The sequence below is a fragment of the Streptomyces sp. NPDC032126 genome (genome assembly GCF_055580085.1).
This window is the reverse complement of sequence record NZ_JBVIMA010000009.1, coordinates 21,347-41,490: the sequence shown is the minus strand read 5'-3', so window position 1 is coordinate 41,490 and position 20,144 is coordinate 21,347. Positions and strand designations below refer to the sequence as shown.

At 71.8% G+C, this 20,144-nt stretch carries 16 protein-coding genes; 7 read left to right on the top strand and 9 right to left on the bottom strand.

All coding sequences use genetic code 11. The annotated features are described in order from the left end of the window. The first annotated feature begins 41 nt into the window (after positions 1 to 41). Positions 42 to 557 (top strand): CGNR zinc finger domain-containing protein, encoded by a 516-nt coding sequence (locus ACZ5NW_RS29570; RefSeq protein WP_468747012.1) that lies wholly within the window; start codon positions 42 to 44, stop codon positions 555 to 557. A 104-nt stretch (positions 558 to 661) separates the two neighbouring features. Here the strand turns inward: ACZ5NW_RS29570 and ACZ5NW_RS29565 are convergent, their stop codons facing one another. After that, on the bottom strand, positions 662 to 2,011 hold the full coding sequence (locus ACZ5NW_RS29565; RefSeq protein ID WP_468747011.1) for a UDP-glucose dehydrogenase family protein: 1,350 nt from the start codon (positions 2,009 to 2,011) through the stop codon (positions 662 to 664). Between the two features lie 235 nt (positions 2,012 to 2,246). Here ACZ5NW_RS29565 and ACZ5NW_RS29560 point away from each other — a divergent pair, with 235 nt between their 5' ends. Further along, complete coding sequence (locus ACZ5NW_RS29560; protein ID WP_468747010.1) at positions 2,247 to 3,404, top strand: acyl-CoA dehydrogenase; 1,158 nt, start codon at positions 2,247 to 2,249, stop codon at positions 3,402 to 3,404. 226 nt (positions 3,405 to 3,630) lie between these two features. Here the strand turns inward: ACZ5NW_RS29560 and ACZ5NW_RS29555 are convergent, their stop codons facing one another. Next, complete coding sequence (locus ACZ5NW_RS29555; RefSeq protein ID WP_468747009.1) at positions 3,631 to 4,188, bottom strand: acyl-CoA thioesterase; 558 nt, start codon at positions 4,186 to 4,188, stop codon at positions 3,631 to 3,633. A 120-nt stretch (positions 4,189 to 4,308) separates the two neighbouring features. Here ACZ5NW_RS29555 and ACZ5NW_RS29550 point away from each other — a divergent pair, with 120 nt between their 5' ends. Together ACZ5NW_RS29550 and ACZ5NW_RS29545 are read left to right on the top strand one after the other, a co-directional pair. Beyond that, complete coding sequence (locus ACZ5NW_RS29550; protein ID WP_468747008.1) at positions 4,309 to 5,592, top strand: LCP family protein; 1,284 nt, start codon at positions 4,309 to 4,311, stop codon at positions 5,590 to 5,592. Further along, complete coding sequence (locus tag ACZ5NW_RS29545) at positions 5,585 to 6,223, top strand: HAD family hydrolase (protein ID WP_468747007.1); 639 nt, start codon at positions 5,585 to 5,587, stop codon at positions 6,221 to 6,223. Before ACZ5NW_RS29550 ends, ACZ5NW_RS29545 begins: the two co-directional genes overlap by 8 nt. 1 nt (position 6,224) lies before the next feature. Here the strand turns inward: ACZ5NW_RS29545 and ACZ5NW_RS29540 are convergent, their stop codons facing one another. Together ACZ5NW_RS29540 and ACZ5NW_RS29535 are read right to left on the bottom strand one after the other, a co-directional pair. Then, positions 6,225 to 7,049 carry an SAM-dependent methyltransferase gene (locus ACZ5NW_RS29540; RefSeq protein WP_468747006.1) on the bottom strand — a complete coding sequence of 275 codons (825 nt, stop codon included), beginning with the start codon at positions 7,047 to 7,049 and terminating at the stop codon, positions 6,225 to 6,227. Positions 7,050 to 7,173: 124 nt separating this feature from the next. Continuing rightward, positions 7,174 to 8,637, bottom strand: a complete 1,464-nt coding sequence (locus ACZ5NW_RS29535) for an LCP family protein (RefSeq protein WP_468747005.1) — start codon at positions 8,635 to 8,637, stop codon at positions 7,174 to 7,176. 130 nt (positions 8,638 to 8,767) lie between these two features. Between ACZ5NW_RS29535 and ACZ5NW_RS29530 the strand changes: the two genes are divergently transcribed. Then, the gene (locus tag ACZ5NW_RS29530; RefSeq protein WP_468747004.1) at positions 8,768 to 9,796 is read left to right on the top strand and encodes a glycosyltransferase family 2 protein; all 1,029 of its coding nucleotides are present in this window, start codon (positions 8,768 to 8,770) and stop codon (positions 9,794 to 9,796) included. A gap of 24 nt (positions 9,797 to 9,820) precedes the next feature. Here ACZ5NW_RS29530 and ACZ5NW_RS29525 read toward each other — a convergent pair whose 3' ends face one another. The 4 genes from ACZ5NW_RS29525 to ACZ5NW_RS29510 all read right to left on the bottom strand — a co-directional run bounded on the left by ACZ5NW_RS29525 (position 9,821) and on the right by ACZ5NW_RS29510 (position 15,947). Next, entirely contained in the window at positions 9,821 to 11,380 is a 1,560-nt protein-coding gene (locus ACZ5NW_RS29525; RefSeq protein ID WP_468747340.1) for an LCP family protein, read from the bottom strand. 205 nt (positions 11,381 to 11,585) lie between these two features. Then, positions 11,586 to 13,400 carry an LCP family protein gene (locus ACZ5NW_RS29520; RefSeq protein ID WP_468747003.1) on the bottom strand — a complete coding sequence of 605 codons (1,815 nt, stop codon included), beginning with the start codon at positions 13,398 to 13,400 and terminating at the stop codon, positions 11,586 to 11,588. 265 nt (positions 13,401 to 13,665) lie between these two features. Then, positions 13,666 to 14,850: an LCP family protein gene (locus ACZ5NW_RS29515; RefSeq protein ID WP_468747002.1), complete on the bottom strand. Its 1,185-nt coding sequence runs from the start codon at positions 14,848 to 14,850 to the stop codon at positions 13,666 to 13,668. 338 nt (positions 14,851 to 15,188) lie between these two features. Further along, complete coding sequence (locus ACZ5NW_RS29510) at positions 15,189 to 15,947, bottom strand: TIGR03089 family protein (protein WP_468747001.1); 759 nt, start codon at positions 15,945 to 15,947, stop codon at positions 15,189 to 15,191. 172 nt (positions 15,948 to 16,119) lie between these two features. On the opposite strand from ACZ5NW_RS29510, the gene ACZ5NW_RS29505 reads away from it, so the two are divergent. Both ACZ5NW_RS29505 and manB read left to right on the top strand, forming a co-directional pair. Continuing rightward, positions 16,120 to 17,724, top strand: coding sequence for a peptidoglycan recognition protein family protein (locus ACZ5NW_RS29505; protein ID WP_468747000.1), 1,605 nt, complete (start codon positions 16,120 to 16,122; stop codon positions 17,722 to 17,724). A gap of 196 nt (positions 17,725 to 17,920) precedes the next feature. After that, on the top strand, positions 17,921 to 19,003 hold the full coding sequence (gene manB / locus ACZ5NW_RS29500; RefSeq protein ID WP_468746999.1) for a mannose-1-phosphate guanylyltransferase: 1,083 nt from the start codon (positions 17,921 to 17,923) through the stop codon (positions 19,001 to 19,003). 70 nt (positions 19,004 to 19,073) lie between these two features. On the opposite strand, the gene ACZ5NW_RS29495 is transcribed toward manB, so the two are convergent. Then, on the bottom strand, positions 19,074 to 20,093 hold the full coding sequence (locus ACZ5NW_RS29495; protein WP_468746998.1) for a DNA-3-methyladenine glycosylase family protein: 1,020 nt from the start codon (positions 20,091 to 20,093) through the stop codon (positions 19,074 to 19,076). Between the last annotated feature and the right edge of the window lie 51 nt (positions 20,094 to 20,144).

Sequence of the window (20,144 nt, the reverse complement as noted above, 5' to 3'; positions counted from 1 at the left end):
TGCCCCATCAGAGGTAACGTCGCAAGCATGAGGTCGCGGGCATGAGTGAGAGATCGGCCGCCCCCGGAGGACTCGCGCTGGTCGAGTCCCTGGTGAACACGCTGGACATCGAGTCGGGCGCCGACACGCTCGACACGGCGGACGGCCGGGCGCGCCTCGGACTGACCGAGGCGGAGCTGGCGGCCGCGCGCGTACTGCGCGAGTCGCTGCGGGCGGTCCTGCTGGCCCACGCCGGTCATCCGCCGCACCGCGAGGTCACCCCGCTCGGCGAGCTGCTCGCGGGCGCACCCCTGTACGTGGCGGTCGACGAACGGGACGGCTCCGCGGCACTCCGGCCCGCCGCCGTCCAGGCGACCCCGCCGCTGCTGTCCCGGATCGCGGCCGCCGTGGCGGAGTCGTTGGTCGCCGGCACCTGGAGCCGCCTGAAGGCGTGCGAGTCGCCCACCTGCCACTGGGCGTACTACGACCGCAGCCCGGCCGGGCGCGGCCGCTGGTGTTCGATGCAGGTGTGCGGGGCGCGCGCCAAGATGCGGCGCTACCGGGCGAAGCGGTCCTGAGCCGCACCGACGTGGTGCAGAATGCAACAAGACGCCGGTTCGGCCGACTGAGCCTCGGCCGAACCGGCGTCGTCCTGCTCGTCGCCCGGAGGCGTCCGGCCTTGCTACGCCGTGGGGCGCCCCATCGCCCGGTACGTCCAGCCCGCCTTGCGCCACAGCTGCGGGTCCAGCGCGTTGCGGCCGTCGAGGACGACGCGGGCCTTGGCGACCTCCCCGAGCGCGGCCGGGTCCAGCTCGCGGAACTCGCGCCACTCGGTGAGGTGCAGCACGACATCGGCGCCCCGTACGGCCTCCAGCGCCGAGTCGGCGTACGCCAGGGTCGGGAAGAGACGGCGGGCGTTGTCCATGCCCTTGGGGTCGTAGACCGTGACCTGGCCGCCCTGGAGGTGGATCTGCCCGGCGACGTTCAGCGCGGGCGAGTCACGGACGTCGTCGGAGTCCGGCTTGAAGGTCGCCCCGAGCACGGCGACCCGCCGGCCCAGGAAGGAACCCCCGCCGAGGGCCTCGCGGGCCAGCTCGACCATCTGGCCGCGCTGGCGCATGTTGATGGAGTCGATCTCGCGCAGGAAGGTCAGCGCCTGGTCGGCGCCCAGCTCACCGGCGCGCGCCATGAAGGCCCGGATGTCCTTCGGCAGACAGCCGCCGCCGAAGCCGATCCCGGCGCGCAGGAACTTCCTGCCGATCCGGTCGTCGTGCCCGATGGCCTCGGCGAGCTTGGCGACATCGCCGCCGGCGGCCTCGCACACCTCCGCCATCGCGTTGATGAAGGAGATCTTGGTGGCGAGGAAGGAGTTCGCGGAGGTCTTCACCAGCTCGGCGGTCGGGAAGTCCGTCACGACGAACGGCGAGCCCTCGCCGATCGGGGTCGCGTAGACCTGGCGCAGGGTCCGCTCGGCGCGCTCGCTGCGCACACCCACGACGATCCGGTCCGGGTGCAGGGTGTCCTGCACGGCGAAGCCCTCCCGCAGGAACTCCGGGTTCCAGGCCAGCTCGGCCTCCTCGCCGGCCGGCGCGTGCTCGGCCAGATAGGCGGCGAGCCGCTCGGCGGAGCCGACGGGCACGGTCGACTTGCCGACGACCAGGGCGGGCCGGGTGAGGTGCGGGGCGAGGGAGGCGACGGCGGCGTCGACGTAGGACATGTCGCAGGCGTACTCGCCGTGCTTCTGCGGGGTGTTCACACAGACGAAGTGGACGTCGCCGAAGGCGCCGACCTCGGCCCAGTCGGTGGTGAAGCGCAGCCGCCCGCTGGAGCCCTCGATGCCGGCCACGTGCCGCCGCAGCAGCTCTTCGAGGCCCGGCTCGTACATCGGGGTCTCGGCGCGCTCCAGCATCGCGATCTTCTCGGGGACGACGTCGAGCCCGAGCACCTCGAAGCCCAGCTCGGCCATGGCGGCGGCATGGGTGGCGCCGAGGTACCCGGTGCCGATCACGGTGATCCTGGGGGCGGCGGCCATGGGTGCTCCTGAACTGGACGTCGTTCGCTGCGGTGCCCGAGCATAGCCGGGGCGTGCCGGGGCCCCTCACCGGGCGGTTTCCCGCGCCTCCGGGCCCTGCCGTTCCCCGCCGCTCCCCCTCTCTTCCCCTTGTCGCGAAGGTCACGTATGCGCTTGCTGGGCGGAGCTCTAAAATTTGAGTTACTTAACGGTAATTAGCGTCAGCGTCACAGTGTCTATTGGAGCGTGAGAGACCTTGGCCGGATCGGCTGACTTCGACCTGTACCGCCCGTCCGAGGAGCACGACATGCTCCGCGACGCCATCCGCTCGCTGGCCGAGGCGAAGATCGCGCCGCACGCCGCCGCGGTGGACGAGGAGGCCCGCTTCCCGCGCGAGGCCTTCGACGCCCTCGTCGCGAACGACCTGCACGCCGTGCACGTCCCCGAGGAGTACGGCGGCGCGGGCGCCGACGCCCTCGCCACCGTGATCGTGATCGAGGAGGTGGCCCGCGTCTGCGTGAGCTCCTCCCTGATCCCCGCGGTGAACAAGCTCGGCTCCCTCCCGGTGATCCTCTCCGGCTCCGAGGAGCTGAAGAAGAAGTACCTGGGCCCGCTCGCCAAGGGCGACGTGATGTTCTCGTACTGCCTCTCCGAGCCCGACGCCGGCTCGGACGCGGCCGGTATGAAGACCAAGGCGGTCCGCGACGGCGACCACTGGATCCTCAACGGCGTGAAGCGCTGGATCACCAACGCCGGCGAGTCCGAGTACTACACGGTGATGGCCGTCACCGACCCGGAGAAGCGCTCCAAGGGCATCTCGGCGTTCGTCGTCGAGAAGTCGGACGAGGGTGTCTCCTTCGGCGCCCCCGAGAAGAAGCTCGGCATCAAGGGCTCCCCGACCCGCGAGGTCTACTTCGACAACGTCCGCATCCCCGCCGACCGCATGATCGGCGAGGAGGGCACCGGCTTCGCCACGGCGATGAAGACCCTCGACCACACCCGCATCACGATCGCCGCGCAGGCGCTCGGTGTGGCGCAGGGCGCCTTCGACTACGCCAAGGGCTACGTCCAGGAGCGCAAGCAGTTCGGCAAGCCGATCGCCGACTTCCAGGGCATCCAGTTCATGCTCGCCGACATGGCGATGAAGATCGAGGCCGCCCGCCAGCTGACGTACGCCGCGGCGGCCAAGTCGGAGCGCGGCGACAGCGACCTCACCTTCCAGGGCGCGGCGGCCAAGTGCTTCGCCTCGGACGTGGCGATGGAGGTCACCACGGACGCGGTCCAGCTCCTCGGCGGCTACGGCTACACCCGCGACTACCCGGTCGAGCGCATGATGCGCGACGCCAAGATCACCCAGATCTACGAGGGCACGAACCAGGTCCAGCGCATCGTGATGGCCCGCAACCTGCCGTAAGGCACCCCCGCGGCCACCACCCGTCGCCCCCCGTCCCGCCCCGCTTCGGGGGCCGGACGGGGGGCGACGCGCGTATCTCACGGCGCCGGGGGAGCGCGTCTCTCACCGGGTCGAGGGGCGCGTCTCGACGTTCCGGTCACAAGCCGCGCACCGCCGGGTGAAACGCGCGTCCCCGCCGATCCCGGCCCCGCACCGTCGGATCACGGACCCGCGCGTGACGTGGGCGTCAGTCCTCGATGCCCTCCGCCGCGCGCTTCTCCCGCAGCTCGCGGATCGCCCGGCGTCGGGCCAGGCGGTGGGTGCGGCGGATCTGGGCCTCCTGGTAGCGGCGCTTGTCGCGCTCCGTCTCCGGGACGACCTGGGGGACCGGGCGGGGCTTGCCGTCGGCGTCGACCGCGGCGAAGACCAGATAGGCGGAGCCGACCTGGGTGGCGGGCGCGGATTCGTTCCAGCGCTCCGCGAGGACGCGGACGCCGACCTCCATGGAGGTGCGGCCGGTCCAGTTGACCTGCGCCTTCACATGGACCAGGTCGCCGACCCGGACCGGCTCCAGGAACACCATCTCGTCCATCGAGGCGGTGACGGCGGGGCCCCCGCTGTGCCGGCCGGCGACCGCGCCCGCCGCGTCGTCCACGAGCTTCATGATCACACCGCCGTGCACCGTGCCCAGCAGGTTGGTGTCGTTGTGGGTCATGATGTGGCTGAGTGTGGTGCGGGACGCGGACGTGGGCTTGTCCGAGATGTCCGGTACGCCCCGGTCTGCTGCGGTGACCTGGTCTGTCATGACCTCCACCTTATGCCGCCCCGGACAAGCCGGGACTTTGTGTCAGGTTGGCAACAGCGCGGCCCTGATTCCCCGACGGCCCTTGTAAGGTCCACAGCCGCGCCCGGCACACTGGGGCCCATGAACGATTGGCCCCAGGGATGGTCCGACGACAACCGCGGCGACCGCTACGGACGCGGCAGCGCCGGCGCGCAGCCGGAGAGCGCCCGCGTCATGCGGCAGGTCCGCCGTGGCCCGGCCGCCCCGCCGCAGGGTCCCGGCGTCCCGCCGCAGCCGTCGTACGCGGGCGGCCAGGGCCACGGTGACTACACCAACGCCCAGCAGACGGGCTACGACAGCGGCTACAACACGGGCCATGTCTACGGCACCCCCGGCGGCCCCGCCGGACCCGGCGGTGAAGGCCCCGTCGGCGGCTCGCGCCCCGCGCCGAACTGGCGCCGCCGCATCAAGTGGACCGCGATCACCGTGACCGCGGTGCTGGTCGTCACGACCGTCGCCACGTACTTCTGGGCCGACTCCAAGCTGCGCCGCGAGGTCGACCTGAGCAAGGTCATCGACCGCCCCGAGGCCGGCGACGGCACGAACTACCTGATCGTCGGCTCGGACAGCCGCGAGGGCATGTCCGCCGAGGAGAAGAAGGAGCTGCACACGGGCTCCGCCGAGGGCAAGCGCACCGACTCGATGATGATCCTGCACGTCGGCGACAACGGCGACACGCTGGTATCGCTGCCCCGCGACTCCGACGTGGAGATCCCGACGTTCGTCGGCTCCGAGTCCGGCAAGACGTACAAGGGCACGGGCCGGCACACCAAGCTGAACGCCGCCTACGCCATGGACGGCCCCGAGCTGCTGGTGCGCACCATCGAGTACAACACCGGCCTGCACATCGACCACTACGTCGAGATCGGCTTCAACGGCTTCGCGAGCATCGTGGACGCGGTCGGCGGCGTCGACATCACCATCGACAAGGCGTTCAAGGACAAGTACTCCGGCGCCGACTTCCAGGCCGGCAAGCAGACCCTGAACGGCGAGGAGGCCCTGGCCTTCGTCCGCACCCGGCACGCGTTCGCCGCCTCCGACCTCCAGCGCACGAAGAACCAGCAGAAGTTCCTCGCCGCCCTCGCCCACCAGGTCGCGACCCCGTCGACCGTGCTGAACCCCTTCAAGTTCTACCCGGTGATGGGCGCCGGCCTGGACTCCCTGATCGTCGACAAGGACATGGGCCTGTGGGACCTGGGCTCGATGTTCTTCGCGATGAAGGGCGTCAACAGCGGCGACGGCACCTCGATGAACATGCCGATCTCCGGCTCCACCGGCGGCAACCTCGTCTGGGACAAGGCGAAGGTGAAGAAGCTGGTCGAGCAGCTCAACAACGACGAGAAGGTCACGGTGTCGGGTGAGTGACGGCTCCCGGGCCGCCCGGCCGCCCTTCGACGCCGTGCTGTGCGACGTCGACAACGTGATACGGCACTACGACACCTCCGCCGTGACCGCGCTGGAGCGGGCCGCCGGGCTCGCCGAGGGCACCACGATGAAGATCGCCTTCGCCCCGGAGACCGATCTGCCGGTGCTGCTCGGCCGGATCACCGAGCAGGAGTGGGTCGAGTCCATCGCCCGGGGCCTGGCCGGCCTGGTCGCGGACGAGGACCTCGCCTGGGAGCTCGGCGCCACCCTGCTCCAGGCGCCCTTCCACGCCGACGAGGAGGTGGTCGCCCTGCTGCGCCGGGTCCGCGCCCGCGGCGTCCCCCTGGTCCTCGTCACCAACGCGACCCTCGGCCTGGAGGCCGACCTGGCCCAGCTGGGCCTGGCCGACCTCGCGGACGACGTCGTCAGCAGCGCCCGGGTGGCCCTGGCCAAGCCCGACCCGCGCATCCTGGAACTCTCGGCGGAGCGGGCGGGCGTACGGCCCGACCGCTGCCTGTTCGTCGACGACACCCTGGAGAACGTCGAGGCGGCGGCCGCCCTCGGCATGCGCACGGTGCACTTCCGGGCGGCGGCCGACCTGGAGCGGGCCCTGGAGCCGCTGCTCGCCTGAGCTACGCCTTGCGTCCGACCCCGGCGAAGTGCGTCACCTCGGCGATCTCCCCGGCGGGCCCCTCCGGGCGCCAGCGCGAGCAGGACACCACGCCCGGCTCCAGCAGTTCGGTGGTCTCGAACAGGCGCAGGAGTTCATCGCGGGTGCGCAGGGTCATCGGGGCCGAGCCCTGGCCGTTCCAGTACTCCACGGCCTGGGTCATGGCCTCGCCGTCCACCTCGGTGGTGGGGTGGGAGACCACCAGATAGCTGCCCGACGGCACGGCGTCCAGCAGACGGCGGACGATGCCGACCGCCTCGTCGGTGTCCATGACGAAGTTCAGGATGCCCAGCATGGTGATCGCGACGGGCCGGTCGAGGTCCAGGGTCGCGGCCGCGCCCCGCAGGATCGCCTCGGGGTCGTGGACGTCCGCCTCGATGTAGTCCGTGACGCCCTCGGGCGTGCTGGTGAGCAGCGCGTGGGCGTGGGTGAGGACCAGCGGGTCGTTGTCGACGTAGACGATCCGCGCGGACGGGTCGACGCGCTGGGCGACCTCGTGGGTGTTGTCGGCGGTCGGCAGTCCGGTGCCGATGTCCAGGAACTGCCGCACCCCCGCCTCTCCGGCGAGGAAGCGCACGGCCCGCGCCAGGAACTGCCGGTCGGCGACGGCGGAGCGGGGCAGGGCCGGGACGAACGAGAGGATCTGGTCGCCGACCTCCTCGTCGACCGGATAGTGGTCCTTGCCGCCCAGCCAGTAGTTCCAGATCCGGGCGGAATGGGACACGTCGCTACGGAGTCGGGCGGCACGGGCGACGCCTTCGTCGCGGGACGCCGAGAGGTCGGACATGGCGTCAGGTCTCCTTCGGGCAGCGCTGATCGTGATGCGACCCAAACTAGACACAAGTGGCGGTCCCTGGCGGCCACTTGAGCAACTTGCGCCTCCGGAGCACCGCCCGCCGTGGGGAAGCCGCTCAGGAACACCCCACCTCGTCGCCCCGCACCACCGCCGAGCCGCCCTGCGCCGGGTCCTCCGCCCGCACCGCGCGTACGTCCCTGAAGTCGGCCCCCGCGATCACCCGCAGCGTCGGCCCCTGCCCCTTCACCGCCCGCAGCTCGCTGCCCGGCAGGGCCGCCGCGAGCGACCTGGCGGAGCGGTCCCAGCGGGGGTCGTAGACCACGACCGTGCGCCGCACGTCATGGCTCGCCGAGGTGACCGGCTGCCGTGTCGTCCGAAAGCCCGTCGCCGCCAGCCCCGCGTCCACCCGCCGCGCCAGGCCCGCCGTCCGCGTCCCGTTCTCCACCTGGACCCGGATCCGCGCCGGGGCCACCTCCACCACGCGCGCGTTCTCACGCCGCGGCTTGACGCCCGCCACGGCCAGCGGCTCGTCGTCGCGCAGGGACGCGAAGAGGCGCTGCGCCTTCACCGGGTCCCACTTCAGGGTCGAGCCGATGCCCTTCACGACGTACCCCATCTGCCCGATCGGCACGGTCGTGAACTCGCTCGACCGCGGCGAGAAGGTGCGCATCGCCCGCCCCAGGTCGAGCAGCTCGTCGGTGCCGAAGCCGCGGTCGGCGCGCACCGAGCCGAGCACCGCCCGGGTCACGTCCCGGAACTTCAACGGGTTCAGCAGGATCCCCGACGAGGTCGCCCGGTCCACCAGGGCCGCCAGGAAGCGCTGCTGCCGCTTCATCCGGCCCAGGTCGGAGGAGCCGTCCGTGTGCCGCGAGCGGACGTACTGCAGCGCCTCGCCACCGCCCAGCGTGTGCCGGCCGGGCGCGAGATCCAGGCCGGTGTAGGCGTCCTTCAGCGGCTCGGCCGTGCAGATCTCGACCCCGCCCAGCACGTCCACCGTCTTCATGAAGCTGGTGAAGTCGACCTCCAGATAGTGGTCGATCTTCACATGGGTCATGTTCTCGACCGTACGGACCGTCAGCTGCGGCCCGCCCTCCGCGTACGCCGCGTTCAGCTTGATCGGGTGCCCGCGGTGCTCCTCGCCGGTGATCCGGTCGGTGTGCGCGGGCGTCTCGGCGTAGGAGTCGCGCGGCAGGCTGACCACGCTCGCCCGCTCCCGGTCCGCCGAGATGTGCACGATCATGATCGTGTCGGTGCAGTGGCAGGGCGCGCCGCCCAGCCGGTAGCGGCGGCGCTCGGTCTCGGAGATCCGCTCCCGGCCGTCCGTGCCGACCAGCAGCACGTTCATGCCGTGGCCCGCCCGAGGGCGGTTCTTCATGTCCTTGAAGGGGTCGATCCGCGCGATGTCCGCGTCGAGGCTCGCCATCAGCGAGTGCCCGATGCCGGCCGCCGCCAGCACCACCACCGACACGGTCGTCGCCGCCCGAAGGGCCCAGCGCGGCCGTTTCCTCCGTACGGGCGTCCGGCGCGCGGGCGGACGGGACGGCCGGCGGGCGGGGGACCGGGGAGGGGTGGTGGGCATGGGGGACACCTCCGGAACGGCCGGGCGTGGGGGGAGCCGTGTGAACCGTAGGCCCATACGATCGTCGACCGGCGGCAGCGCACCCGGCGGGCGTCGGCGTGTCCCCCGTTCGCGGTAACGTGAGCCCCCTATGAACGCCAAGTCCGACGTGCAGCTCCCCGCCGTGTCCGTCATCATGCCCGTCCTCAACGAGGAGCGGCATCTGCGCGGAGCCGTCCAAGCGATCCTCGCGCAGGAGTACGCCGGCGAGATGGAGGTCGTGATCGCCCTCGGTCCGTCCACGGACCGCACGGACGAGATCGCCGCCGAGCTCGTGGCCGAAGACCCTCGCGTGCACACCGTCCCCAATCCGACCGGCCGCACGCCCGCTGCCCTCAACGCCGCGATCAAGGCCTCCCGCCACCCGATCGTGGTCCGCGTCGACGGCCACGGCATGCTCTCCCCGAACTACATCGCCACCGCCGTACGGCTCCTGGAGGAGACCGGCGCGCAGAACGTCGGCGGCATCATGCACGCCGAGGGCGAGAACGACTGGGAGCACGCCGTCGCCGCCGCCATGACCTCGAAGATCGGCGTGGGCAACGCCGCCTTCCACACCGGCGGGCAGGCCGGCCCGGCGGAGACGGTCTACCTCGGCGTCTTCCGGCGCGAGGCCCTGGAGCAACAGGGCGGCTACAACGAGGAGTTCATCCGCGCCCAGGACTGGGAGCTCAACTTCCGGATCAGGGAGGCCGGCGGGCTCATCTGGTTCTCGCCCGAGCTGAAGGTGTCGTACCGGCCCCGCCCGAACGTGAAGGCGCTCGCCAAGCAGTACAAGGACTACGGCCGTTGGCGGCACGTCGTCGCCCGCTACCACGAGGGCTCCATCAACCTGCGCTACCTCGCCCCGCCGACCGCGGTGTGCGCGATCGCGGCAGGTCTCGTCGTCGGCGCCGCGCTCACCCCGCTGGGCTTCGTGATCCCCGCCGGCTATCTCGCCGCGATCGTCGCCGGGTCGCTCCCGGCCGGCAAGGGGCTGCCGGTGGCGGCGCGGCTGCGGATCCCCGTCGCCCTCGCCACCATGCACATGTCGTGGGGATGGGGCTTCCTGACCAGCCCGAAGTCGCTGGCCAGGAAGGTCATCGCCTCGCGCCGCCCGGCGGTGCTCAGCTCCCGCTGACGGCGCGCTCCCACGGAACCCGGGCTACCAGGTGAAGCCCGGGTTCACGTGCATGCACTGGCCGGTGTCGGAGGCGTTCATCGCCTGGGCCGTGTCCGGCGTGGTGTCGTCCTTGACCGGCACCTTGTAGTCCCCCGAGCCGCGCCAGTCCGCGCCCACGACGACCGTGACGCCCGAGACGTCGGTGGACTTCTTCACCGCGCTCGCCGGGATGCCGAGCGCCTTGGCGACGGCGAGCGCGTCGCCCTGCAGATCGGCGCTCGGGTACCGCACCACCGTCGTCGGCGAGGAGGTCGCCGCCGACCGGTCCGCGACCGCCTTGGTGAAGCCCTTGCCGGTCAGCTGCTCGGCCACCGTGCTCGCGCGCCCGCGGGCCGCGGCCTGGGTGTCGGTGGCGGTGCCGTTGAGGACCTGCACCGCGATCTGGTCGTTCGCCGCCGCCGGGTCCGCCACGGCCGGAGACGCCGAGGCCGGGGCGGTGGTCTTCTTCTTGTCCTTGCCGTCCAGCGCGATGTCCTCGCGCACCAGCCGGAACAGCTGCTCGGCGTCGTCCGTGGGCTCCACCCGGGCGCCGACGTAGCGGTTGGGCATCGTCGTCATCGTGATGCGGTCGGTGGGCACTTCCTTCAGTTCGCCCGCCAGGTCGTACATCTTCTTGACCGTGTCCAGGCCGTCGTCCACGACGATCGCCTTGGTGGCCGCCTCGGCCAGCTTGCGCAGCTTGTTGGGGTTGGTCAGCTTGGCGTTGGCGCGCAGCTCGCGGACCATCGCGTTCATGTACATGTGCTGGGCCTTGGCCCGGCCGAGGTCGCTGCCGTCCTCGAAGCCGTAGCGGGTGCGCAGCCACTGGAGGGCCTGCGTGCCCTTGATGTACGTGGTGCCCTTCTTCAGCTTCAGGCCGGAGCCCTTGCCGCTGGAGGTGTGCGACCAGACGTTGGCGTCCACGCACACGGGGACACCGCCGACGGCGTCGGCCATCGACACCACACCCGAGAAGTCGATCATCATGAAGTGGTCGATGTGGATGTCGGTGAGCTTCTCCCAGGTGGCCACCGTGCAGCCGGGGCCGCCGCGGCCGAGCGACTCGTTGGCCATCAGCCGGCCCCTGCTCGCCTGGTACACCGTGCCGTCGTCCGGGTCGGTGCACTTGGGGATCTGCAGCAGGGTGTCGCGCGGCATGCTGATCACCGACATGTTGCTGCGGTCCGCCGAGACGTGCAGCAGCATCTGGACGTCCGCGAGGGGAGTGCCGTTGAAGGTGTCCTTCGCGCCGCCGAGCTTCTGGTTCTCCGCGGTGTCACGGGCGTCCGAGCCGATCAGCAGGATGTTCAGGGCGGTCTGCCCCGCGGCGTTCGCCTTGGTCTGCGCCGCCCGGTCCTTGGCGTCGCCGAGGTTCAGGTCCTCGCTCTTGATGTTGCTGTTCAGGTGCTCGTAGTAGAGGTAACCGGCGCCCGCGGTGCCGAGTATCACCATCGCGAGCACGCTCGCCGACCAGCGCAGGACGCGTCGCCCGCGCGATGTCCTGCGGCCGGTGGGCCGGCCCTCCGTCTCGGGTGTCCGTGGTTCCTGCGGCGTGAGGGACATCGTGTCCTCGACCGCGGGAACCTCCCCCCGCACACTGCTCTGCGCCAACTTGCCCTCCCCGGCGTGCGCCACGCGCGGGTACCCCCGCGTTCATCAGACGCACGGGCCCGCCCTCACGTTGTACAAGACGTGTGACGGGTTCACCGCGTCACTTGTGGTGCTCAGTTCACGTCTGGTTCACGACAATTCGTGACCTGGCCGTGACCTACTTGGCGCAAGCGACCTTGTCCGCCGTGGACTTCTGGACCGAGTCCGGCACCTTCGCCGGAGCCGTCAGCGAGACACCCGCACCCTTGAAGTCCTTGCCCAGCGTCAGCGTCATCGTCGGCAGGCCCTGGGCGTTGGTGACACTCTTGCCCGGCTTCAGCGCCGTCCCGGGCAGTCCCATGATGGCGGCGAGCTTGCGTGCCTGGTCGGCCTGGTCCGGCGCGTACTCGAGCGTCGTCCTGGCCAGCGCGGCGGGAGCGTTGCCCGCGTTCTCGGACTTCGTCACGCCCTCATCATTCTGCAGCCAGCTGAGAGTGGACTGTGCGCTGCCGGCCGCGGCCCCGCCGTTCATGACCCGCACCCGCACCTCCGAGGCCGCGGACTGGGGGCCCTTCAACCGGGCGGCGGCGGCAGCGGCGGCCGCGTTCTTCGACGCCTGCGCCTTCTGCTTGACCTCGGTGAAGGAGACGTCGTCCTTGATCATCTGGAAGACGGAGGCCGCGGCGGCCTCCTGGAGCACCACGGTGGCCTTGACCTTCTCGGCCGGGTTGTCGGCCACCGGCACGGTGGTGAAGGTCAGGTTCTTGGTGTTGAGCTTGCCCAGCTCCATGCCCAGATCCTTCAGCTTGTCGATGCTGTCCAGCTGGGAGTCGACCGTCAGGGCCTTGGTGCCCGCCTCCGCCAGCTTGATCATCTTGGTGGGGCTGCTGAGGGTGTCGTTCGACTTCAGCTTGCGCATCAGCGCGCTGAGGAACTGCTGCTGGATCTGGATCCGGCTCAGGTCGCCGCCGAAGCCCACCGAGTGCCGGGTGCGCACGAAGGCCAGCGCCTGCTCGCCCTCGATCTTGTGCGTGCCCTTGGGCAGCTTCAGATGCGAGTCCTTGTCGTCGATGTCCTTCGCGAGGCACACCTCGACCCCGCCGACCGCCGTGGTCAGCGTCTTGACCGCGTTGAAGTCGGCCACCATGAAGTTGTCGGCCTGGATGCCGGTCAGCTCGGTGACCGTGCGCACGGTGCAGCTGGGCGTACGGCCGTCCTGGCCCAGGCTGGTGTTGAAGCGGACGCCGTCGCTGCCCGGGATCACCTTGGTGGTGCCGTCCTCCTGCTGCGTCGGGCAGTCCGGGACGTTGACGATCAGGTCGCGCGGGATGCTCAGCGCGGTGGCGTTCGTCCGGTCCTGGGAGACGTGCAGCAGGATCGTGGTGTCGGCGTGGCCGACGCTGCCGGCGTCGCCGTAGCCCTCGTTGCCGGCGCCGGTGCGCTTGTCGGTGCCGATCAGCAGGATGTTGATGGCCTTGTCCTTGTTGAAGCCACCGGTGCTCGCGCCGTCGTCGGAGACCGACTTGATGTTGCCGTTGAGGTGCTCCAGATACAGGTAGGCCGCGCCGGCGGTCCCGACCAGGACGAAGGCCATGACGCCGCCCGTCCACAGGATGATCTTCTTCGCCCGTGACTTCTTCTTCACCGGCCGGCGCCCGCGCCGTCCCGGCGGTGGCTCGTCGGCGGGCGCGCCCCGCCGCCGGCGCGGGCCGGGCACGTCGGGTGCGTCGGTTCCGGGCGCGTCCCGCTCGGGGGCGGCGGTACGGCCGCGCGGCCCCGCCTCCGCCGGTGTCGCCGCTCTACGGGGCCCGGCGCCCGGGGATCCGGCGCTACGGGACCCGGCGCCCCGGGAACCGGCTCGGCGGGGTCCGGGGACCGGCGACTGCGGTCCGGAAGGGGTCAGTCGCAGTTCGTATTCGCCGGTGTCCGGATTGAGCACCCACTGGTCTGCGGGGTCGATGTTGTCCGCCCGCCCACGGCCTTGCGCGTCCACGGTTGTCCGAATCCTCCGTCGGGGCCACGCGGCGCCTTCCCCCTCTTTTCAAAAGGCGCTCGGGTCGTCTCGGTCACTCAGTCACTCGTCACTCGGTGCACGACGCCAGGTCGGACCTCGCGGCCGGGTGCACCGGATCGCTCACACTATCCGCCCACTTCGGCGTGGAGCGACGGCGGTGACAAATTCCACGTCCCTACAACCGGGCAATCCGTCTTATTTCCTTGAACAGAAGTTCGCCGGGCGGGCCGGTTTGGGGCGCGCTTTACCCGCAGGAGTCCGGAGCGGCCGTACGACCGCTGAACGTCGGCTCAGGAGAGGGGGCGCGCGCGGCGCGCGTCGCGGTGCCGTTTCCGGGCGTCGCCCGCGCGTCCTCGGGGCGCACGCTGATGGGGGCGTCGACGCGCAGCCGCCGGAAGAGTTCCCGCGCGGCGGGCTCCACGAGCTGGTCGCGATCGGCGTCGTAGGCGTACGGCTCCCGTGGCACGGTCAGGAACCGTACGCGGTCGGTGGGGATGTCCCGCAGGCCCCGGACAAGATCGTACAAACCGTGCAGACTCGCCAGTGCCGGGTCGGTGGTGAGGGAGGACGTGGCGGCGTCGAGCACGGGATAGAGCTTCACCGGGTTCAGCAGGACGTCATTGCCGCGCACCTTGTTGACGAGGGCGCCGAGGAAACGCTGCTGCCGGTCCATGCGGTCGGTGTCGCTGCCGTCGCCCAGCGACTTGCGGGCCCGCACGAACCCCAGGGCCTGCTCCCCGTTCAGCGTGACGCGCCCCGCGGGCAGGCTCAGCTTCGCGGCCTTGTCGTGGATGGGCTCGCTCAGGCACACCTCGACCCCGTCGAGGGCGTCGACCATCTCCTTGAAGCCGCTGAAGTCCACGACGACGTGGTGGTCGACGCGCACGCCGGTGAGCTTCTCGACGGTCCGGATGGTGCAGGCGGAGCCGCCGGTCTCGAAGGCGTGGTTGAACATCGTGAACGCGGGCCCGGTGCGGGAGCCGTCGGGGCGGCGGCAGCCCGGCACGTCCACCATGAGATCGCGGGGCAGCGACACGGCGGTGGCGCTGTGCCGGCCACCGCTGAGGTGGAGCAGGATCGTGGTGTCGGACCGCTCGGTCCCGGAATCCCTCCCGTACCGGGCGTTTCCGTCGCCGGAGCGGGAATCGGAGCCGATGAGCAGGATGTTCTGGGCGTCCTTGACGAGGGCGGTGGGCCGCTCCTTCTCGTACCGCGCGAGCTCGGCGGCGGCCGCCTGGTCCGGGGTGATGTTGGCGTTGAGCTTGGCGTAGAGCACGGAACCGACGACACCCAGGGCGAGGACGAGGACGACGGCACCGATGCCGGCGCCCCACACCCACCGGCGTCGCCGCCGGCGCCCGACCCCGACCCCACTGGCCCGGGCCCCGGCACCGGACACCCCGGCCACCCTGCCCGCACTCCCACTCACGCCACCGCCCACCCTCCCACCGCCCCGAACGCATCACGGCTGTGCACTTATGAGGATGCCGGGGGAGGGGGCTTGTCGCGGGGTGGGGTGGGCCGAATGGGGAGGGGGGCGGGGGTGCCGGGTAGTTCACCGGCTGCGGGCCGGCGGGGGCTGGTCGCGCAGTTCCCCGCGCCCCTTTCAGGTAGGCCCGGTCACGCGCGTCGCATGTCCGCCTAGCTGCGGGCAGTCGTGCCGCTGGGGCGGCACGGGTGGGCGCAGCGGCACCCCGTCAGCGCCGGGCCGCGCGACCCACCCCCGGTCGGCACCAGCGGACCCGCACCCGCCGCACAAACCCCCGCTCACCTCGCCGTAGCAGTCACCTTCTCGTCCTCGATCCGCTTCGCCAACCCCTCGTCCCCCAGCTGATCGAGGTTCCGGCACAACACCACCGACCCCCCACTCGCCAACGGCGCGTACAACCCCGCGCTCAACCCCTCCCACGTGTCGTACCCGCGCCCCGACAACAGCCGCGACCCCGGCCCCGTGAGCCCCAGCCCCTCCGCATCCCCCCGAGCCCGCTCCACCAGCTCCGCCCCGGTGAACTCCGCCCCGGCCACGATCAGCGCCGCCTCCTCCGGATCCACCGGCGCGTACGCCACGAACCGGTCCCCGAAGGACGGCACCTCCACCGCGTAGTCGGCGTACCCCTCCGGCGGCCCCGGCACGAACCGCCTCCCCAGCGGCGCCAGCGACAGCGCGTACCGCTCCCCCCGGCACGCCAGCCCCTCCTCGAACGCCCCGGGCCCGGCCACCACGAAGTCCGCCCGCCCGGCGTCCCCGCCCACGTCCGCGACCACGCCCACCGACGAACACGCGATCAGCCACACCGCCGTCTGCCAGTGCGCGGGCAGCAGCAGCGCGACCCGGTCCCCGGGCTCCGCGGACATCCCGTCCTGAAGGAGATTCGCCGTCTTGGCCACCCAATTGGCGAAGGTGGCCACGGACAATTCGACACGTTCCCCCGTGGCGTCGTCGTAGAAGGTCACCAGCGGGCGCGAGGGGTCCGCGGCGAGCGCGGAACGCAGCAGGTCGGCAGGGGTGCGATCGGTGGCAGTCACGCGCGAAGCGTACGCCCGCCCATCCCGCCCCACTCCGCACCGCCCCCACCCCGCACCACCGGTTCGGCGGAACCCGCCCGCTCCCCGCGCCACCGTTTCGGCCCAACCCTTCCCGACGCCCCGTCAAGTCCCCAATGGACAGATTTATATGACTATGTCCAGGATCAGGGGCATGCCTCGATTGCTTGCTACCTCACTCGGTGTCACCTGTGCGGCCGCCCTGGCCCTCCCCCTGGCCCCGCCCGCCGTCGCGGCGCCCGCCCCGCCCGCCCCCATGGCGCAGGCGGCGGCCGCCACGGCCCGGGCCGCGTCCCGGCCGGCCGTCCCGGACACCCCGGGCGCCCCCGGCACCGCCGCCGCCCCCGACCTCCCGGGCAGCACCCAGTCCCTGCCCCTCTCCCCCCTCGCCCGCGACCGGGCCCTCGGCGGCTCCGCCGACCAGGGCCTGCCCCGCCGGGGTGTGCACCCGTTCTCCCTCCTCGGCGTGGTCTGGGACGACCCGGGCGCCGAACTCCACGGCCGGGTCCAGGTCCGTACCCGTACCGCCGGCACGACCCACTGGTCCGGCTGGCAGGACGTGGAGACCCACAACGCCGACCACGGCGCCGACCCGGACACCCCCGAAGCCACCTCCCCGCACCTGCGCGGCGCCACCGCCCCCCTCTGGGTCGGCGACTCGGACGGCGTGGAGGTACGGGTCCACCCCGAGGACCGCCCCGCCACCACCCGCACCGACGAGACGGCCCGTGGCCCGCGCACGGCGTCCGCCCGCCCCGGCCTCCCCGCAGGCCTCCGCCTGGAACTCGTCGACCCGGGCGGTGCCCACGAATCCGCCGAAGCCATCGACGTCCCCGAAGCCCCTGCGGCCCCCGAGAACCCCGAGAGCCGCGAGAATCCCGACACCCTCGGCATCCCCGAAGCCCCTACGGGCCCCGAGAACCCCGACATCCCCGGCATCCCCGGCTTCCCGGATTTCCCCGGCGCCTCCGCTTCCCGTGCGCTCCCGGGCCCGGTGACCGCCCCCGACGCCCGCACCCAGGCCGCCGCCGCCAACGCCGACCTGGCCCCCCTGGACGCCGCCGAGATCCCCGCCCTGGACCGCGCCGGCACCGTCAGCGAGCTCTTCTCCCTGCGCGGCCCGGAGCTGACGGCGAGTCAGCGCGCGAAGCCGTACATCGGCCCCCGCCCCCGCATCGTCACCCGCCGCGGCTGGGGCGCCGACGAGTCGCTGCGCGAGAAGAACTTCGTCTACACGAAGAAGGTGAAGGCGGCCTTCGTCCACCACACCGCCAGCGGCAACAAGTACCAGTGCTCACAGGCCGCCTCGGTCATCCGCAGTATCTACCGCTACCACGTCAAGAGCATGGGCTGGCGGGACATCGGCTACAACTTCCTCGTCGACCGATGCGGAAACATCTACGAGGGCCGAGCCGGGGGAGTGGCGAAGCCGGTCCTCGGCGCCCACACCCTCGGTTTCAACACCAACAGCATGGGGATCGCCGTCATCGGTACGTTCGGTTCCTCGAAGCCGCCCGCCGCGGCCGTCAACGCCATCGCGCGCCTGACGGCCTGGAAGCTCGGTCTCTACGGGGTCAATCCCAAAGGAAAGACATACCTGAAGTCGGGCGGTGGCAATCTCTACCGAAAAGGAAAGAACGTACGACTGAACGTGATCTCCGGTCACCGGGACGGTTTCGCCACGGAATGCCCAGGACGGCAGCTCTACGGCAAGCTCGGCTCGGCCCGTTCGACGGCGGCGCGCTACCAGGGGCGCTGAGACCCGGGACACGGTCAGTGGGGGGCACATTCACCGCGCCGTCGGGGGGACGGTCGTGGACCGCCACGGGACACCGCGCGACCACGACCGCAGAGGCGACACCGCACGGCCGCAGAAGGCGCCACACATCGGTCTGCATACACTGACCGGCCGAAAGACAGTTCGGCCGGTCCCGGCAGGAAGCAGAGACGACAAGGTGACAGAAGCGATCCTCCTGGTCGGCGGCAAGGGCACCCGGCTGCGCCCGCTCACGGTGCACACTCCGAAGCCGATGGTCAGGGCGGCGGGGGTGCCGTTCCTCACGCACCAACTGGCGCGGGCGAGAGCGGCGGGCGTGGAGCACATCGTGCTCGCCACGTCCTATCTGGCGGAGGTCTTCGAACCGTACTTCGGCGACGGCTCGTCCCTCGGCCTCCACATCGAGTACGTCACGGAGGACGAACCCCTCGGCACCGGCGGCGCCATCCGCAACGTGGCCGCCCGCCTCCACTCGGGCCCCGACGACCCGGTGCTGGTCTTCAACGGCGACATCCTCACCGGCCTGGACATCCGCAGGCTCGTGGCGACCCACGCGTCGACGGGCGCGGACGTCTCCCTCCACCTCACCAAGGTGACGGACCCGCGCGCCTACGGCCTGGTCCCCACCGACGAGACAGGCAGGGTGCTGGCGTTCCTGGAGAAGCCGACCACGCCCGAGGAGATCGTGACGGACCAGATCAACGCGGGCGCCTACGTCTTCCGCCGCTCGGTGATCGACACGATCCCGGCCGGCCGCCCGGTCTCGGTGGAACGCGAGACCTTCCCGGACCTGCTGACCGCCGGCGCCCACCTCCAGGGCATGGTGGACTCCACCTACTGGCTGGACCTGGGCACCCCGGCGGCCTTCGTACGGGGCTCGGCGGATCTGGTCCTCGGCCGGGCCCCGTCGCCCGCGGTCCCCGGCCGCTGCGGCGACCGCCTCGTCCTGCCCACCGCCCGGGTCGCCCCCGACGCGAAGCTGACGGGCGGCACGGTGGTCGGCGAGGGCGCGTTCGTGGCCGAGGGCGCCCGCGTCTTCGGTTCGACGATCCTCCCCGGCGCGGTCATCGAACCCGGCGCGGTCATCACGGACTCCCTGATCGGCACCCGCGCCCGCGTCGGCGAACGCTCGGTCCTCACCGGCACGGTCATCGGCGACGGTGCGATCATCGGCCCCGACAACGAACTCCGGGACGGGGCGAGAGTCTGGTGCGACGCCCGCATCCCGGCGGGCGCGGTCCGCTTCTCGTCGGACCAGTAAGGGGTCTCCCGGAGAACGCCGGACGGGCAACCCCGTTTGTCACCCCGTCCGGCGTTCGACGACGACGCGCCTACAACTTCCCGATGTCCCCCCGTGGCATCCGAGGCGCCCGCCGGGCCGGCCCCCGCCCACTCAGCAGGATCAACCGAGCCGCCCGATGCCGCTGCCCCGCATACGGCTCCAGCAGGCGCAGCATCTCCGCGTCGTCCGCGTCCCGGTCCCCCGCCAGCGCGAACCCCACGATCCCCGGCAGATGCAGGTCCCCCACCGTCACCGCGTCCGCCGCCCCATGACTGCGCTGCACCACCTCCGCGGAGGTCCACGGCCCGATCCCCGACACCAGCTCCAGCCGCGCCCGAGCCTCCTCCGCCCCCATCCCGACCGCCTCCTCCAGCCGCGCGGCGACCCGCACGGCCCGCAGGATCGTCGACGCCCGCTTGTTGTCGACACCGGCCCGATGCCACTCCCAGGAGGGGATCAACGCCCACTCCCGGGGTCCCGGCATCACACACAGGGGCCGCTCACCGAGCCCCGCGGGCCCGGGCGCCCGCTCCCCGAACTTCCGTACGAGCAACCGCCACGCCCGGTACGCCTCATCGGTGGTGACCTTCTGCTCCAGGATCGACGGGATCAACGACTCCAGCACCAGCCCCGTCCGCGTGAGCCGCAGCCCGGGCCGCCGGTGCCGGGCCAGCGCCACGACCCGGTGCCGGGGCACGAAGACGGACGGGTCGTCGGCGCCGCCCAGCAGTTCGGGCAGCCCGTCGAGCAGCCACTCGGCCCCCGGCCCCCATGCCTCGCCGCGCACTTCCTCGCCGTGGGCCGCGACCCGTAGCGTCCCGGGTCCGGCGGGGGTGCGGCAGGCCCGCCACACGGATCCGTCGGGCGTCGCCCGGAAGGTCGGATCGCCGGGACCGCGCTTCAGCGGCCCGAGCACCAGCCCGAGATCGAGCGGCCCGTCCGGCACATACGTCCGCACCCGCACCGCCGCCGTGCTCGGGGAGCCCTGCCGGGGCACGCCCGCGGGCACGACGACATGCCCTCCGCGCACGGTCGTACGCGTGGGCTTGGGAGCGAAACGTCCTGCCACGAGCGGGGTCCTCGGGGTTCCGGCGAAGAAGGGAGGGCATTACGAGGGTAG

What these genes read in the sequence shown, in the direction of transcription:
- ACZ5NW_RS29570 (WP_468747012.1), top strand. Translation starts at nt 42, where the DNA reads ATGAGTGAGAGATCGGCCGCCCCCGGAGGACTCGCGCTGGTCGAGTCC.
- ACZ5NW_RS29565 (WP_468747011.1), bottom strand. Translation starts at nt 2,011, where the DNA reads ATGGCCGCCGCCCCCAGGATCACCGTGATCGGCACCGGGTACCTCGGC.
- ACZ5NW_RS29555 (WP_468747009.1), bottom strand. Translation starts at nt 4,188, where the DNA reads ATGACAGACCAGGTCACCGCAGCAGACCGGGGCGTACCGGACATCTCG.
- ACZ5NW_RS29550 (WP_468747008.1), top strand. Translation starts at nt 4,309, where the DNA reads ATGAACGATTGGCCCCAGGGATGGTCCGACGACAACCGCGGCGACCGC.
- ACZ5NW_RS29540 (WP_468747006.1), bottom strand. Translation starts at nt 7,049, where the DNA reads ATGTCCGACCTCTCGGCGTCCCGCGACGAAGGCGTCGCCCGTGCCGCC.
- ACZ5NW_RS29535 (WP_468747005.1), bottom strand. Translation starts at nt 8,637, where the DNA reads ATGCCCACCACCCCTCCCCGGTCCCCCGCCCGCCGGCCGTCCCGTCCG.
- ACZ5NW_RS29530 (WP_468747004.1), top strand. Translation starts at nt 8,768, where the DNA reads ATGAACGCCAAGTCCGACGTGCAGCTCCCCGCCGTGTCCGTCATCATG.
- ACZ5NW_RS29525 (WP_468747340.1), bottom strand. Translation starts at nt 11,380, where the DNA reads ATGTCCCTCACGCCGCAGGAACCACGGACACCCGAGACGGAGGGCCGG.
- ACZ5NW_RS29505 (WP_468747000.1), top strand. Translation starts at nt 16,120, where the DNA reads ATGCCTCGATTGCTTGCTACCTCACTCGGTGTCACCTGTGCGGCCGCC.